Origin of the sequence: Dickeya sp. CFBP 2040, assembly GCF_012273755.1 — a bacterium.
GTDB classification, from domain to species: Bacteria; Pseudomonadota; Gammaproteobacteria; order Enterobacterales; family Enterobacteriaceae; genus Dickeya; species Dickeya poaceiphila.
Map to the genome: position 1 here is coordinate 13,508 of NZ_JAAVXH010000014.1, position 13,733 is coordinate 27,240.

Consider the following 13,733-nt stretch of genomic DNA (forward strand, 5'->3'; position numbering starts at 1 on the left):
TGTGACATCGAGCGTATAACATGGTGAGTACTGCGCCTTCCTTTACCGGGAAGGCGCAGTTCGCGAACATCAGGGGGCGGGAATGGTAAACCGACGATGGATGGCTTCCAGCTCTGTCAACACGTCTTCGTCAAGTGTCAGATTCAGGCTATCCAGATTGGTTTTTAGCTGTTCCAGCGTGGTGGCACCGAGCAGGGTACTGGCGACAAACGGTTGCTGGCGCACAAACGCCAGCGCCATTTGAGCCGGGTCTAACCCGTGCTTTTGCGCCAGTGCGACATATTCGGCAATGGCCTGCTGGGTATGGGGCGCAGAGTAGCGCACAAAGCGGCTAAACAGTGTATTGCGTGCGCCTGCTGGTTTCGCGCCGTTCAGGTATTTTCCCGTCAAGGTGCCAAACGCCAGCGGCGAATAGGCTAGCAGTTCCACTCCTTCATGCTGGCTGATTTCCGCCAGACCGATTTCGAAGCTGCGATTGAGCAGGCTATAAGGGTTCTGAATAGAAACCATGCGCGGCAGGTCGTGCTTTTCCGCCAACTGCAGATAGCGCATCACGCCCCATGGGGTTTCGTTTGATACGCCGATATAGCGGATTTTACCGGCTCGCACTTGCTCGTTCAGCGCCTCCAGCGTTTCCAGCAGCGTGACGGCGGGTTTTTCCTGGCTGTACTGATAACTTAGCTTACCGAAGGTGTTGGTCTGACGCTGCGGCCAGTGCAACTGGTACAGGTCAATGTAGTCAGTGTTCAGACGCTTGAGGCTGTCGTCCAGTGCGGCGCGGATATTTTTGCGATCCAACGCCTGTTGCGGACGCAGGCCGCTGTCGTTGAGACGTACCGGTCCGGCGACTTTGCTGGCGATGATCAGCTTTTCGCGCCCACCGCGGCTTTTCAACCATGAACCAATATAGCTTTCCGTCAGTCCCTGCGTTTCCGGGCGTGGTGGAACCGGGTAGAGTTCGGCGGTATCAATCAGGTTAACACCGGCGGCAATGGCGAGATCTAACTGAGCGTGGGCATCCGCCTCACTGTTTTGTTCGCCGAAGGTCATGGTACCCAGACCCAATGTACTGACTTCCAAACTGCTATGGGGAATACGGTGATAGAGCATTGCAGTTTCCTTTTTATTCTTCTGAGTAACGCGGGTGCGACAACGCCGCAAATTTGACTATAACCAAGCTGTGGCGAGGGGGGAAGGCTCTTTGTGCGGGAAGGCCGGGCATCATGCGGGTAAAAATAGTTTCAGCGACTGACAAAGCAACATGAGGATAATGGCGGGGGCAGACAACATGCTTCTGCGTCTGCCCGGCGAGGGAGAATATGAATAACCGGTTTATCGTTCGATCACCTGAGAAATGTTGTCGTTGTTGATCTGGTGCTGCACGCCATCTTCATCAGTATAACTGAGTAGTCCAGTGGACGGGTCCAACACGGGCTTTCCCTTGGTCAGCAGCATCTGGCCGTCTTTGGTGGCAATAACATAATGACTGGCGCAGCCGGAGAGCAGCATGATAACCGTCAGAGCCATGGCGGTTTTTATCCGGAGTCGCATACTGAATGTACCTGTTGTTTAGCAAAAAAACTGAATGTTTCCCAGTCTAGCAAAGCGCCGTGCGGGTGAAGTTAGGATTTATGGTAAAAAAATGAAAAACCTATGTAAGTATGGTGCGGAAAATGGCGCATTGACCATTTCCCGCACAAGAATTAGTGGCTTTTAGTGGATTTCTTGCCGCGCATCAGGTTCAGTGCTTCCACTGCCATCGAGAAGAACATGGCGAAGTAGATGTAGCCTTTAGGTACATGAATATCAACGCTTTCCAGGATTAGCGTAAAGCCCACCAGAATCAGGAATGACAACGCCAGCATTTTCACCGATGGGTGGCGATCAACAAATTCGCCGATAGGACGGGCTGAAAACATCATAATGCCGACGGCAATGACGACGGCTGCCATCATGATGAACAGGTGGTCAGACAGACCCACGGCGGTGATCACCGAATCCAGGCTGAAGATGATGTCCAGCAGCATGATCTGCACAATAGCGCCAAAGAAGGAATGTACCTGCGAGGTGTGGTCTTCTGCTTCGCCTTCAATCGTTTCGTGGATTTCTTTGCTGGATTTCCAGATCAGGAACAGGCCGCCGAGGAACAGAATCAGGTCACGGGCGGAAATTTCCTGACCGAATACGCTAAACAGCGGATTGGTGAGTTTTATAACCCAGGCGATGGACGCCAGCAGGCCAAGGCGCATCAGCATCGCGCCCATCAGGCCGATACGGCGAGCTTTGTTCTGTTGCTGTTTGGGAAGCTTGGCGACGACCAGCGACAAAAAGATGATGTTGTCGATGCCAAGTACGATTTCCAGTATGGTGAGTGTCCCCAGCGCCAGCCAGGCATTAGGGTCTGCGATCCAATTGAGCATTATCTCAGTGCATCCTTAAACGAAATGTAAATGACTATTATCTACGGCCTGCAGTTGTACAGGCAAGAGGAATTAGGTTGTGCTTGTCCCGGAAGGAATTACAGCAGAAAATGCCTGGCCAGTAGCGGTGTAGTGAAGGTTTTTTTCAGATAAAAACCGCGTGGTAGCGTCAAAATCGGCTGCCCATGTTCGCCAATCGCTTCGGTCAGCGCCCGGCTGTTGGCGGCTTTGGGGCGCAATTGCAACACTTCGCCGTGACGTGCGGTGATGCTTTCTACTTTGCCAAGCACGATCAAATCCATCAGCTCTTCCCAGTCTTGCCGTAACTGCTGCTCTTCTTCCTGGCTGGGACTCCATAACAATGGTGCTCCGATACGGCGTTCCCCCAACGGGATGGGGCGCGAACCTTCCACCGGAATCCACAGTACTCTGGTCAGCTTATGACGTACATGGCTGCTTTCCCAGGTTACGCCGCTGTTTCCGGTGAGCGGCGCTACACAGACGAAGGTCGTTTCCAATGGTCGCCCTTGTTCATCCACTGGAATGGTTTTCAACTCAACCCCGATATTGGGAAAGTCCTGCTCCGGCTTGCTGCCGGCACTGGCACCCAGGAAACGCTCCAGTAGTACGCCGATCCACCCTTTATCTCGCTTAAGGTTGGCGGGCAGCGGTAGTTGGGCGATTCGCGCCAACTCTGCCAGCGAATAACCAGCCAGCGCCTGTGCCCGCAACAGCAAAGCCTGTTCACTGTCCGGCGGCGTCTGATGAGGGGTGGGTGGTTGCGTCTGCATGTATTGCGTATCCGTTACTGATAATCAAGGTGATTAAAAAAAACACAGCCATGGCGGAGGATAACATCAGGCATTCAGTTATTCAGGCAGGAAATAATAATAGCATGATTTTTTTATGATTTTTATCTCGCTCTGCATGGTGAGAAAAACCTCGCCGGTTTTTGTTCATGACAAGACACCGACAATGAACAGGATTTTACACTATGTTATCCACAGTTTTTTGGGATAACAGGGATAACTCAGGATTACTGTTTTGATTTACAGCCTTGACGGACGGTGCTTTTGCTGGTTTTGCTGTTTTTTTGGCTGGTTTTTCGTTATCGCCTGTGGATAAAACCGACGTAGTGCGATCTTTCGCCATCCTGAGAACCCCTGCGGATGTTGTTCATAGAGGGGGTGAGAAAACACGCTGGAAAGTGAGGTAATTAATTGAAATTAAATGGTTATTTTGTTCTTGTCATCACAATTACATAAAAATTGAAATGAGTTTTGCGCACTTTTTCATGATGTTCTTCACAAAGATGTCCACAGAAAAAGTGAATAAACCGGTAAAATTATCAGGTGAATGTTTATAACTTCGCTTTTATCTGTGGGTTAACGACATTTTATCAGCGATAGTCGGGATGACGGAACGATTAACACGTGATGCAATCGTCAGAAACGGTATCAATAAAAAGGGATGTAAAGCGGGAGTTTACCGTCTGTCAGGAGTGTGAAACAATCGAGTCATCTTTGCATTCTAGTTTATCGAGGTAGTCCGGTGATCGATGATGATGGCTACCGCCCGAATGTTGGTATTGTAATTTGTAATCGGCAGGGTCAGGTGTTATGGGCCCGTCGCTACGGCCAGCACTCCTGGCAGTTTCCTCAGGGGGGAATTAATCCCGGAGAAAGCGCGGAACAGGCAATGTACCGCGAACTGTTCGAAGAGGTGGGGCTGCGGAAAAAGGACGTTCGTATCCTGGCTTCCACCCGAAGCTGGTTACGCTATAAATTGCCAAAACGTTTGGTGCGTTGGGATACAAAACCGGTATGTATCGGCCAAAAGCAGAAATGGTTTCTGCTACAGTTAATGTGTAATGAATCTGACATCAACATGCAAAGCAGCGGCACCCCGGAATTCGACGGATGGCGCTGGGTGAGCTACTGGTATCCGGTACGCCAGGTCGTGTCTTTCAAACGTGATGTTTACCGAAAGGTGATGAAGGAGTTTGTCATCGCCGTGATGCAGCTACAGGAGAATTCGGCTACCCGAATGTCATCAGGAATCAGACGAAAACGAGGATAATCCGACACATCATGATGCTCACGCGACTGCGGGAAATTATTGAAAAGGTTGCGACCGCGGCCCGGCTGAGTGATGCGTTGGACATTCTGGTGAATGAAACCTGTCTGGCGATGGATACGGAAGTCTGTTCTATCTATCTGGCGGATCATGATCGTCAATGTTATTACCTGATGGCGACGCGCGGGTTGAAAAAACCACGTGGTCGTACCATTACGCTGGCATTCGGTCAGGGGATTGTCGGCCTGGTAGGCGAACGGGCTGAGCCTATTAATCTGGCGGATGCGCAAAGTCATCCTAGTTTCAAATTCATTCCCGCCGTACGCGAACAACACTTTCGTTCCTTTCTGGGCGTGCCGTTAATCTATAGGCGCCAACTGCTGGGCGTGTTGGTGGTACAGCAACGCGAGCACCGACAGTTCGACAAAAACGAAGAATCGTTCATGGTGACGCTGGCTACCCAGATGGCGGCCATTCTGTCTCAATCACAGATGAAGGCGCTGTTCGGGCAATATCGACAGACGCGTATCAAGGCGATGGCAGCGTCTTCCGGTGTAGCCATTGCTCCCGGCTGGCAGGACCGTAGTCAGCCGTCGCTGGAACTGGTGTTTCCGGCTTCCAGTCTGAACAGTGATAGTGAGCGATCCCGGCTGCTGGTGGCGATGGAAGAAGCTGGCTCGGAGTTTCGCCGTTTCAGCAAGCGTTTCAGCGCCAGTGCCCAGAAAGAAAGCGCGGCGATATTCGATTTTTACTCCCACCTGCTCAATGACGCTCGCCTCAAACGCGAGTTGTTTCAGGAGGTGGATACCGGCAGTGTGGCCGAATGGGCAGTCAAAGTGGTGATCGAACGGTTTGCCGCCCAGTTCGCCAGCCTGCAGGACCCCTACCTGCGTGATCGCTCCAGCGACTTGCGGGCGCTGGGGCAGCGTTTGCTGTTTCATCTTGATGACAATGCTCAAAGCAACGGCCAGTGGCCGGAGCGTTTTATTCTGGTCGCGGACGAATTGACCGCCACGCTGCTGGCGGAGGTGCCGCAAGAGCGTCTGGCGGGTGTCGTTGCCTATGACGGCGCGGCCAATTCCCACGCCGCTATTCTGGTGCGGGCGATGGGCATTCCCACGCTGATGGGCGCTGATATCCAACCTGATCTGTTGCACCAGCGACTGCTGATATTGGACGGCTATCGCGGTGAGCTGCTGGTAGACCCGGAACCCGTGCTGGTGCAGGAGTATCAGCGTCTGCTGAGTGAGGAACACGAGCTTACCCGGCTGGCGGAAGATGACATGGAACGCCCGGCGGTGCTGAAAAGTGGTGAGCGGGTGGATGTGATGCTCAATGCCGGTCTAAGCGCCGAGCATGAGAAACGTTTCATTAATCAGGTAGACGGCGTCGGGCTGTATCGCACTGAAATTCCATTCATGCTGCAAAGCGGTTTCCCCTCGGAAGAGGAACAGATGACGCAATATGAAAGCATGTTGCGGCTTTACCCCACCCGCCCGGTAATGTTGCGTACGCTGGATATCGGTGCGGACAAACAGTTGCCTTATCTGCCGATCAGTGAGGAGAATCCTTGCCTGGGCTGGCGCGGCATTCGCGTCACGCTCGATCAGCCGGAAATCTTCATGATTCAGGTTCGTGCCATGCTGCGCGCCAACGCACATATCGGGAACCTGAGTATTTTATTACCGATGATCAACAGCCTGGATGAGATCGATGAGGCAAAGCGGTTGATCGCACGTGCTACGGTGGAAGTATCGGAAATGCTGGGCTTTGCGCTGCCATGGCCACGCATTGGTATTATGATAGAAGTGCCGTCGGTGTTGTTCCTGTTATCGCATCTGGCTTCTCGCATCGATTTTGTCTCCGTCGGTACCAATGACCTGACCCAGTATCTGCTGGCGGTGGATCGCAATAATCCACATGTTGGAAGCCTTTACGATAACCTGCATCCATCAATGCTACAGGCGCTGAATATGATTATTACTCAGTGCCGTCATTACCAACTGCCGGTTTCGGTGTGCGGCGAAATGGCGGGCGAGCCAATCGGCGCATTGTTGCTCATCGGCTTGGGATACCGCACGCTGAGCATGAATGGACGCAGTGTCGCCCGCATCAAATATTTGTTGCGCCGGATAGGCGAAGAGGAAGCGCGCCAACTGGCGGACAAGGTGCTTAAAGCGCAAACCGCCAGCGAAGTGCGTCAATGGGCGTCGATTTTCATTGAAGAGCGTGGATTAGGCGGCTTGATTCGGGGTGGGCGCTAAACGCAGCGTCGGCCCATTTTCACATACCGGAAATGTTTACAGTTCTTTTATTCCCTCACCGCCAACTGTTTCTGCTGGCTATGCTATCATGCGCAACCGCGGACGGCTGACGGAGTTCCTGCCTTTCTCAGCCCTTTGAATCGCCCTGAATTCAGGGACAAAGCAACGACAATGTGGTGATCGATGACGACGAGCTATCTGGTGTTTCCCCAATTTGATCCGGTGATTTTTTCAATAGGGCCGGTTTCCCTGCACTGGTATGGGTTGATGTATTTAGTCGGGTTTGTGTTTGCCATGTGGCTGGCGGTGCGGCGGGCGAGTAAACCGGGTAGCGGATGGCATAAAGACGAAGTGGAAAACCTGCTTTATTTCGGATTCCTCGGCGTGTTTGTGGGGGGGCGTTTGGGGTACGTGCTGTTTTATGCGTTCCCTCTGTTTCTGGATAACCCGCTCTACCTGTTCCGGGTGTGGGATGGCGGCATGTCCTTCCACGGCGGGTTATTGGGTGTTATTACAGTTATGCTGTGGTTTTCCCATCGCACCAAACGTCATTTCTTCCAGGTATCTGATTTCATTGCTCCGCTGATTCCGTTTGGCCTGGGTGCCGGGCGTCTTGGGAACTTTATCAATGGTGAACTGTGGGGCCGCGTTACGACTGATACGCCATGGGCGATGCTGTTCCCTGGCTCACGCAGCGAAGATATGACGCTGGTCGCCACCAACCCGCAGTGGCAGGCGATTTTCAATCAATACGGCGTGCTGCCTCGTCATCCCTCGCAGTTATATGAACTGGCGCTGGAAGGGGTGGTGCTGTTCATTATTCTGAATGTGTTCATTCGCAAACCGCGCCCGATGGGCAGTGTGTCCGGCCTGTTTTTGATAGGCTACGGTTCGTTCCGCATTATTGTGGAATTCTTCCGTCAGCCGGATGCGCAATTGGGGCTGTTTAGCGGTGTCAGCATGGGGCAAATTCTGTCGATACCAATGGTGTTGGCCGGCATTTTGATGATGGTCTGGGCCTATCGCCGCCAGTCTGCCCGGCAGTGATTGTTGATAAAATTACGTAGATAGAGGTGGTATGAAACAGTATCTGGAACTGATGAAAAAAGTGCTCGAAGAAGGAACTCCCAAGAATGACCGCACGGGCACGGGAACGTTATCGATTTTCGGTCATCAGATGCGTTTCAACCTGCAGGATGGTTTTCCGTTGGTAACGACCAAACGCTGCCATCTGCGTTCCATCATTCATGAACTGCTGTGGTTTCTAAACGGCGACACCAACATCGGTTACCTGCATGACAATAAGGTTTCCATTTGGGATGAATGGGCGGATGAACATGGCGACCTTGGGCCGGTTTACGGCAAACAGTGGCGTGCCTGGGGAGCGGCGGATGGTCGTCAGATAGATCAGTTGCAAACGGTGCTGCAACAATTGAAGCAAGATCCGGATTCCCGCCGCATCATTGTTTCTGCCTGGAATGTGGGCGAGCTGGATAAAATGGCGCTGGCGCCCTGTCACGCTTTTTTCCAGTTTTACGTTGCGAACGGTAAATTGTCCTGCCAGTTGTACCAGCGCTCCTGCGATATTTTCCTTGGTCTGCCGTTTAACATTGCCAGTTATGCACTGCTGGTGCATATGATGGCGCAGCAGTGCGATCTGGATGTCGGAGATTTTGTCTGGACGGGTGGCGATACTCACCTCTACAACAACCATCTTGAACAGACGCGCCAGCAGCTCAGCCGTGAGCCACGTCCTTTGCCCCAGTTGGTGATCAAACGCCGTCCTGAATCGCTGTTTGATTACCGGTTTGAAGATTTCGAGATTGAGGGATATGACCCGCACCCTGCCATCAAGGCTCCGGTAGCCGTCTAAGCCTGTCTTCCTGTTCTGATATCACCGCCCAAAGGCGGATGCCGCGGACAATGGAAATAATCGTTTCCTGTTGCGTCGGGGCCTCCTGCCGATGGGCGGTTTTTCTTATCTCCTGATTTGCGAGCCACCGTGCAATTTGTTTGTAGGTTGCTGTTGCCCGGCATCTTGCCTGCGAGACGTCTCGCAACCGCGCTCTTCAATACTATTCATACTGATACCGCGCTCTAGAATGGCCGTCATGAACATAACTAACGGGCGGCAACAGGGTTTTTCCCTGCTGGAGTTAATCGTGGTGATCGCTATTGTGGCATTGCTGACAGGCGGTGGGTTTTACAACTGGCTGGCTTATCGTCAGGCGCTGATGCTGGAACAACACGCCCGGCATTTGCTGGCGTTCATGGGGCGCATTCAGGCTGGCGTCTACTGGCGCAATCAGACGGAAAGTCTGTGGTTAACGTCGTCAGGCGGCAACTGGTGTATTGGGAGCGGTCCCGAACCGGCTTCCTGTCCACCAGAAAACGCGTTCGTTTTTACCCGCGCTTCGCAGGATGTCGCGCTCGTCGAAACTACCAGCGAGCAGGTGGTGTTTTACGGCTTGCGTAATGCAGCACAGGCCGGGCATCTCACATTGAGTAATTCGGCTGGACGGGTGAGGCTGGTGATATCGGCGCGTGGGCGCTTGCGCCTTTGCAGCGAATCCCGGCCTGTGCAGGGCATCCCGTTATGCTGAACAGAGTAACCGGGAAGGCCATGGGTGGATTTACCCTGCCGGAAGTAATACTGGCGATGGGAATGGGGAGCCTGATTATGCTGGCGGTAGCGCAGCTGCTGCCATTGTTGCGAACTCAGACGCAGGATAGCGCCAGCCTGATACGGTTGGAACATTTGCTGAGTCAGGCGCTGTTCGGCATAGAAAAAGATATTCGGCGCGCCGGTTTTTGTGCTGGCCGCTGTCCCGGCGCGGCGTTGACGCTGGAGACGAGTGCCATGCAACAAGTGAGTTGTCTGTCGGTCGCCTACGACGTTAACCGCAATGGTCGCTGGGAAACTGGGGAGCAGTCGGAGCCGGAGTTTTTCAGCTACCGCTTGCGCGATGGCGCGCTGGAAGTACAAACGGGTGGCCCACGTTGTCAGGGAAATCGTTGGGAAAAGTGGCTGGATCCCAGTGAGGTAACCATTGCCCGTTTTGAAGTCACAAAGCAAACTGCTGGCGCCCAACCACGTTATCGGGTGTTGTTGGAGGGATACTGGACTGCATATCCGACACGTCGGCAACAGGTTGATAGTCTGGTGACAGGGAGAAACCATGCAGGATAGGCAGCAGCAGGGCAGCATACTGATAATAGTCATGCTGATCATGATGACAGGCGTGCTGATGCTGGGTGGATTGCAACGCCAGTTGGATATTCAGGTGCAACAGGGTATTGACGAGCAACGCTTTTGGCAGGCATTTAATCAGGGGCTGTCGGCGCTGAACTGGGGAATGGGGCTGCGATGGCACGTCACCGCCGAGTGGCAGTGTCAGATTCAGCCTTCGGCGCAACTCCGCGCCTGCCTGCGGGTGACTGGGGAGAACAGGGCAGACCAGATAGGGCTGCTGCGTGCCGAAGGGAAGATCAACGGTGATCCGCAACCGCTGGTGTTTTATCACCGGGTCATGGTTGATGCTGTGGCGACTGATGGTGTGATTCGACCCATCGCGGGCGGGTGGCTGGATTTTTGCCCCGATACGGCGGAGCTGGCTTGTGACCCGGTGTAAAAAAATGCCGCTTTATGGATTTTGCGCCGGTTTCAGTCTGCCGGAAACACTGGTCGCCGCACTATTATTCGCGGTTTCGCTGGCAGGTTTATTGCAATATCATCAGATACTTCAACAATCGCTGCTGCATCAGGTACAGCAGCGTCAGGCATGGCGGTTAGCACATCAGCAACTGGAAGAGGAAAACGCGGGCAGCGTTTCCGCGCCGCAGAACATTCCGGCAGGATGGGGAATGAACCGGACCGAGCAACCCTATCCTCCGGGTTGTCGTCGCGTAACGGTGACTGTGGTAACGCCCTATCGCTATCGTGCGGTTCTTAGTCGCTGGTTTTGTGATGCGTTGGATGCTGTTGAACAACGCCGCACCCTTTAGTCTGTAATATTTTAGCCTGAATAACGCCTCTGGAGATGTTGATGCGGAAATCTTGTGTTTGGTTAAGCGTACTGCTGCTGTTTTTCTGGTTTCCGAACAGTCAGGCATCGGATGGCTGGCAGCCACTGTCACAGACAATACGAAAGAGTGAGAATGATATTCGGCAGTATCAGGCGATACAGCTTGATAACGGTATGACGGTTCTGCTGGTGTCTGATGCGCAGGCCACGCGTTCGCTGGCGGCGCTGGCGTTACCGGTTGGTTCGCTGGACAACCCGCCACAGCAGCCGGGGCTGGCTCACTATCTGGAGCACATGTTGCTGATGGGGTCGAAACGTTACCCACAGGCGGATGGGTTAGCCGAATTTCTGAAAATGCACGGCGGCAGCCACAATGCCAGCACGGCATCTTACCGTACCGCGTTCTACCTTGAAGTGGAAAATGATGCATTGCAATCTGCGGTTGACCGGCTGGCCGATGCGATTGCCGAACCGCTGCTCGACCCGATCAATGCTGATCGTGAACGTCACGCGGTAAATGCGGAGTTGACTATGGCCCGCGCCCGTGACGGCTTGCGTATGGCGCAGGTAGAGGCTGAAACCATCAACCCAGCGCACCCTGGTTCCCGCTTTGCCGGTGGCAACCTGGAAACCCTCAGCGATAAGCCCGGCAGCAAGCTGCACGATGAACTGGTGAACTTCTACCAGCGCTACTACTCCGCCAACCTGATGAAAGGCGTGATTTACGGTAAATCGACGTTACTGGAGCTGGCTACTATTGCTGCCGCGACCTTTGGGCGAATCGCTAATCGTCAGGCCAGCGTACCGCCGATTACCGCACCGGTAGTGACGGATGAGCAGCGCGGGCTATTCATTCATTACGTTCCGGCGCAACCGCGAAAGCAGTTGAAGATTGAATTCCGGATCGATGACAACAGCCAGGCGTTTCGCAGTAAAACAGATACCTACATCAGCTATCTGATCGGTAATCGTAGCCAGAACACGCTTTCTGACTGGTTGCAGAAGCAGGGGCTGGCCGAGTCGGTGAGCGCCAGCGCTGACCCGATGTCTGAGCGTAATAGCGGCGTATTCAATATCAGCGTCGATTTGACCGACAAGGGGCTGGATCAGCAGGATAACGTGATTGCTGGTGTGTTTAGTTATCTGGAAAAACTGCGCCAGGAGGGAGTTCAGCCGCGTTACTTCGATGAAATCTCACGAGTGCTGGATATTGATTTTCGTTACCCCTCTCTTAACCGCGACATGCGATATGTGGAGTGGCTGGCGGATACTATGCTGCGATTACCGGTGGAATATACCCTTGAAGGTCCCTATCTGGCGGATCAATTTGATCCTGAGGCGATAAACGCCCGGTTGTCAGCTATGACGCCGCAAAATGCGCGCATTTGGGTGATAAGCCCGGAACAGCCTCATAATAAAGAAGCCTACTTTGTCAGTGCCCCTTATCAGGTGGACAAGATTAGCGATGCACAGATGATGCAGTGGCGGAAAACGGCACAACCGCTGTCGCTCAGCTTGCCGACGCCTAATCCCTATATTCCGGATAATTTCTCGCTGATTGCTGCGGATGCCGCCATCACACATCCAAAGAAAGTTGTCGAAGAACCGGGTTTGCGTGTGTTTTACATGCCCAGCCGTTATTTCGCCAGTGAACCCAAAGCTGAGATTACGCTGATGTTGCGTAACCGCATGGCGAGCGATTCTGCTCGCCATCAGGTGTTATTTGCCCTGAATGATTATCTGGCTGGCGTCGCGTTGGATGCGTTGAGCTATCAGGCATCGGTGGGGGGAATCAGTTTTTCCACCGGCAGTAATGACGGGTTGGTGATGACGGCCAGTGGCTATACCCAGCATTTGCCTGAGTTATTACTGACGCTGGTGGAGCAGTATGCCAGTTTCACCCCGACGCAAGAGCAACTGGAGCAGGCGAAATCCTGGTATATCGAACAACTGGAGGCGGCTGAGAAGGCCAAAGCTTATGAGCAGGCGATGTTCCCGATTCAAGGGCTGTCGAACGTGCCGTATAGCGAGCGAGACGAGCGGCGTAATTTACTGAAAGACATTACGTTGCAGGAACTGATGGAATACCGCAAGGCCTTGTTGCAGCAGGCTGCACCGGAAATGCTGGTGGTCGGCAATCTGGAGCAGGATAAGGTGGTCAGCTTATCGCACAGCCTGCATGTGCGTCTTGGCTGCGGCGGCACCGAATGGTGGCGTGGGCCATCTCTCAATATCAGCCAGTCACAGCGCGCCATATTGCAGCGCAGCGGCAGCAGTACTGATTCTGCGCTGGCGGCGGTATACATTCCTGCGGGATATAGCGAGATACAGAGCGCCGCTTACAGCAAGCTGCTGGGGCAGATCATTCATCCCTGGTTCTTTAATCAATTGCGTACTGATGAACAGCTGGGGTATGCCGTATTTGCTACTCCTGTCTCTATCGATCACCAGTGGGGGATCGGTTTCCTGCTGCAAAGCAACAGTAAGCAACCGGCTTACCTCTATCAACGTTATCAGGACTTTTTTGGCAAGGCGGAACAGCGCCTGAATAGCATGAGTGCAGAAACGTTCGCTCAAAACAAGCAAGGACTTATCAATTCGCTCAGCCAGCCACCTCAAACGTTGAGCGAAGAGGCAGCCCGTTTGCGTGGCGATTTGCAGCGAGAGAATTTTGCTTTCGATACCCGCCAGCAGTTGATCGGGCAGTTGGCGTCCATTTCGTCCGCACAGTTAACGGACTTTTTCCGGCAGGCGATACATCCACAGGGGCTGGCGATTTTGTCTCAGATTTCTGGTCGTGCCAGCGGCCAGGCGGCGGATTATGCCCGACCACCAGAATGGCAATTCTATGCATCAACTTCCGCGCTGCAACGGACGCTGACACTAAAACCGATGGAGCAAAAAAAGACGGAAAACCAGTAAGAATGGGTGAGAGATAATAGGCCTGT

The 13,733-nt window shown here is 53.3% G+C and carries 14 protein-coding genes; 9 read left to right on the forward strand and 5 right to left on the reverse strand.

Going from position 1 to position 13,733, the window contains the following annotated elements; all coding sequences use genetic code 11:
- Nucleotides 1–69: 69 nt before the first annotated feature.
- From Dpoa2040_RS01680 to Dpoa2040_RS01700, 5 genes are all read right to left on the reverse strand, one after another.
- Nucleotides 70–1,110 (reverse strand): NADP(H)-dependent aldo-keto reductase, encoded by a 1,041-nt coding sequence (locus Dpoa2040_RS01680; RefSeq protein ID WP_168640067.1) that lies wholly within the window; start codon nucleotides 1,108–1,110, stop codon nucleotides 70–72.
- Nucleotides 1,111–1,332: 222 nt separating this feature from the next.
- Nucleotides 1,333–1,551 (reverse strand): YgdI/YgdR family lipoprotein, encoded by a 219-nt coding sequence (locus Dpoa2040_RS01685; protein WP_042869088.1) that lies wholly within the window; start codon nucleotides 1,549–1,551, stop codon nucleotides 1,333–1,335.
- A 152-nt stretch (nucleotides 1,552–1,703) separates the two neighbouring features.
- Nucleotides 1,704–2,420 (reverse strand): TerC family protein, encoded by a 717-nt coding sequence (locus Dpoa2040_RS01690; RefSeq protein ID WP_168640068.1) that lies wholly within the window; start codon nucleotides 2,418–2,420, stop codon nucleotides 1,704–1,706.
- Nucleotides 2,421–2,518: 98 nt separating this feature from the next.
- On the reverse strand, nucleotides 2,519–3,211 hold the full coding sequence (gene mutH, locus Dpoa2040_RS01695; RefSeq protein ID WP_168640069.1) for a DNA mismatch repair endonuclease MutH: 693 nt from the start codon (nucleotides 3,209–3,211) through the stop codon (nucleotides 2,519–2,521).
- A 196-nt stretch (nucleotides 3,212–3,407) separates the two neighbouring features.
- Nucleotides 3,408–3,572 carry a hypothetical protein gene (locus tag Dpoa2040_RS01700; RefSeq protein ID WP_155683840.1) on the reverse strand — a complete coding sequence of 55 codons (165 nt, stop codon included), beginning with the start codon at nucleotides 3,570–3,572 and terminating at the stop codon, nucleotides 3,408–3,410.
- 399 nt (nucleotides 3,573–3,971) lie between these two features.
- Between Dpoa2040_RS01700 and rppH the strand changes: the two genes are divergently transcribed.
- The 9 genes from rppH to ptrA all read left to right on the forward strand — a co-directional run bounded on the left by rppH (nucleotide 3,972) and on the right by ptrA (nucleotide 13,707).
- Nucleotides 3,972–4,499 carry an RNA pyrophosphohydrolase gene (gene rppH, locus Dpoa2040_RS01705; protein WP_042869094.1) on the forward strand — a complete coding sequence of 176 codons (528 nt, stop codon included), beginning with the start codon at nucleotides 3,972–3,974 and terminating at the stop codon, nucleotides 4,497–4,499.
- A 14-nt stretch (nucleotides 4,500–4,513) separates the two neighbouring features.
- A complete protein-coding gene (gene ptsP / locus Dpoa2040_RS01710; protein ID WP_168640110.1) occupies nucleotides 4,514–6,760 on the forward strand; it encodes a phosphoenolpyruvate--protein phosphotransferase in 2,247 nt (748 codons plus the stop codon).
- 183 nt (nucleotides 6,761–6,943) lie between these two features.
- Nucleotides 6,944–7,807 (forward strand): prolipoprotein diacylglyceryl transferase, encoded by an 864-nt coding sequence (gene lgt, locus Dpoa2040_RS01715; RefSeq protein WP_168640070.1) that lies wholly within the window; start codon nucleotides 6,944–6,946, stop codon nucleotides 7,805–7,807.
- Nucleotides 7,808–7,838: 31 nt separating this feature from the next.
- Nucleotides 7,839–8,633, forward strand: coding sequence for a thymidylate synthase (gene thyA / locus Dpoa2040_RS01720; protein ID WP_168640071.1), 795 nt, complete (start codon nucleotides 7,839–7,841; stop codon nucleotides 8,631–8,633).
- Nucleotides 8,634–8,871: 238 nt separating this feature from the next.
- Nucleotides 8,872–9,363, forward strand: coding sequence for a prepilin peptidase-dependent protein (locus Dpoa2040_RS01725; protein WP_042873825.1), 492 nt, complete (start codon nucleotides 8,872–8,874; stop codon nucleotides 9,361–9,363).
- Complete coding sequence (locus tag Dpoa2040_RS01730; RefSeq protein ID WP_042869098.1) at nucleotides 9,357–9,950, forward strand: prepilin peptidase-dependent protein; 594 nt, start codon at nucleotides 9,357–9,359, stop codon at nucleotides 9,948–9,950. The genes Dpoa2040_RS01725 and Dpoa2040_RS01730 overlap by 7 nt, the downstream gene beginning before the upstream one ends.
- Nucleotides 9,940–10,392: a YgdB family protein gene (locus Dpoa2040_RS01735; protein ID WP_246867224.1), complete on the forward strand. Its 453-nt coding sequence runs from the start codon at nucleotides 9,940–9,942 to the stop codon at nucleotides 10,390–10,392. The genes Dpoa2040_RS01730 and Dpoa2040_RS01735 overlap by 11 nt, the downstream gene beginning before the upstream one ends.
- 4 nt (nucleotides 10,393–10,396) lie before the next feature.
- Entirely contained in the window at nucleotides 10,397–10,765 is a 369-nt protein-coding gene (locus Dpoa2040_RS01740; RefSeq protein ID WP_168640112.1) for a prepilin-type N-terminal cleavage/methylation domain-containing protein, read from the forward strand.
- Between the two features lie 41 nt (nucleotides 10,766–10,806).
- A complete protein-coding gene (ptrA, locus tag Dpoa2040_RS01745) occupies nucleotides 10,807–13,707 on the forward strand; it encodes a pitrilysin (protein WP_168640072.1) in 2,901 nt (966 codons plus the stop codon).
- Nucleotides 13,708–13,733: the final 26 nt, after the last annotated feature.

What these genes read in the sequence shown, in the direction of transcription:
- Dpoa2040_RS01680 (WP_168640067.1), bottom strand. Translation starts at nt 1,110, where the DNA reads ATGCTCTATCACCGTATTCCCCATAGCAGTTTGGAAGTCAGTACATTG.
- Dpoa2040_RS01685 (WP_042869088.1), bottom strand. Translation starts at nt 1,551, where the DNA reads ATGCGACTCCGGATAAAAACCGCCATGGCTCTGACGGTTATCATGCTG.
- Dpoa2040_RS01690 (WP_168640068.1), bottom strand. Translation starts at nt 2,420, where the DNA reads ATGCTCAATTGGATCGCAGACCCTAATGCCTGGCTGGCGCTGGGGACA.
- mutH (WP_168640069.1), bottom strand. Translation starts at nt 3,211, where the DNA reads ATGCAGACGCAACCACCCACCCCTCATCAGACGCCGCCGGACAGTGAA.
- Dpoa2040_RS01700 (WP_155683840.1), bottom strand. Translation starts at nt 3,572, where the DNA reads ATGGCGAAAGATCGCACTACGTCGGTTTTATCCACAGGCGATAACGAA.
- ptsP (WP_168640110.1), top strand. Translation starts at nt 4,514, where the DNA reads ATGCTCACGCGACTGCGGGAAATTATTGAAAAGGTTGCGACCGCGGCC.
- lgt (WP_168640070.1), top strand. Translation starts at nt 6,944, where the DNA reads ATGACGACGAGCTATCTGGTGTTTCCCCAATTTGATCCGGTGATTTTT.
- thyA (WP_168640071.1), top strand. Translation starts at nt 7,839, where the DNA reads ATGAAACAGTATCTGGAACTGATGAAAAAAGTGCTCGAAGAAGGAACT.
- Dpoa2040_RS01725 (WP_042873825.1), top strand. Translation starts at nt 8,872, where the DNA reads ATGAACATAACTAACGGGCGGCAACAGGGTTTTTCCCTGCTGGAGTTA.
- Dpoa2040_RS01730 (WP_042869098.1), top strand. Translation starts at nt 9,357, where the DNA reads ATGCTGAACAGAGTAACCGGGAAGGCCATGGGTGGATTTACCCTGCCG.
- Dpoa2040_RS01735 (WP_246867224.1), top strand. Translation starts at nt 9,940, where the DNA reads ATGCAGGATAGGCAGCAGCAGGGCAGCATACTGATAATAGTCATGCTG.
- Dpoa2040_RS01740 (WP_168640112.1), top strand. Translation starts at nt 10,397, where the DNA reads ATGCCGCTTTATGGATTTTGCGCCGGTTTCAGTCTGCCGGAAACACTG.
- ptrA (WP_168640072.1), top strand. Translation starts at nt 10,807, where the DNA reads ATGCGGAAATCTTGTGTTTGGTTAAGCGTACTGCTGCTGTTTTTCTGG.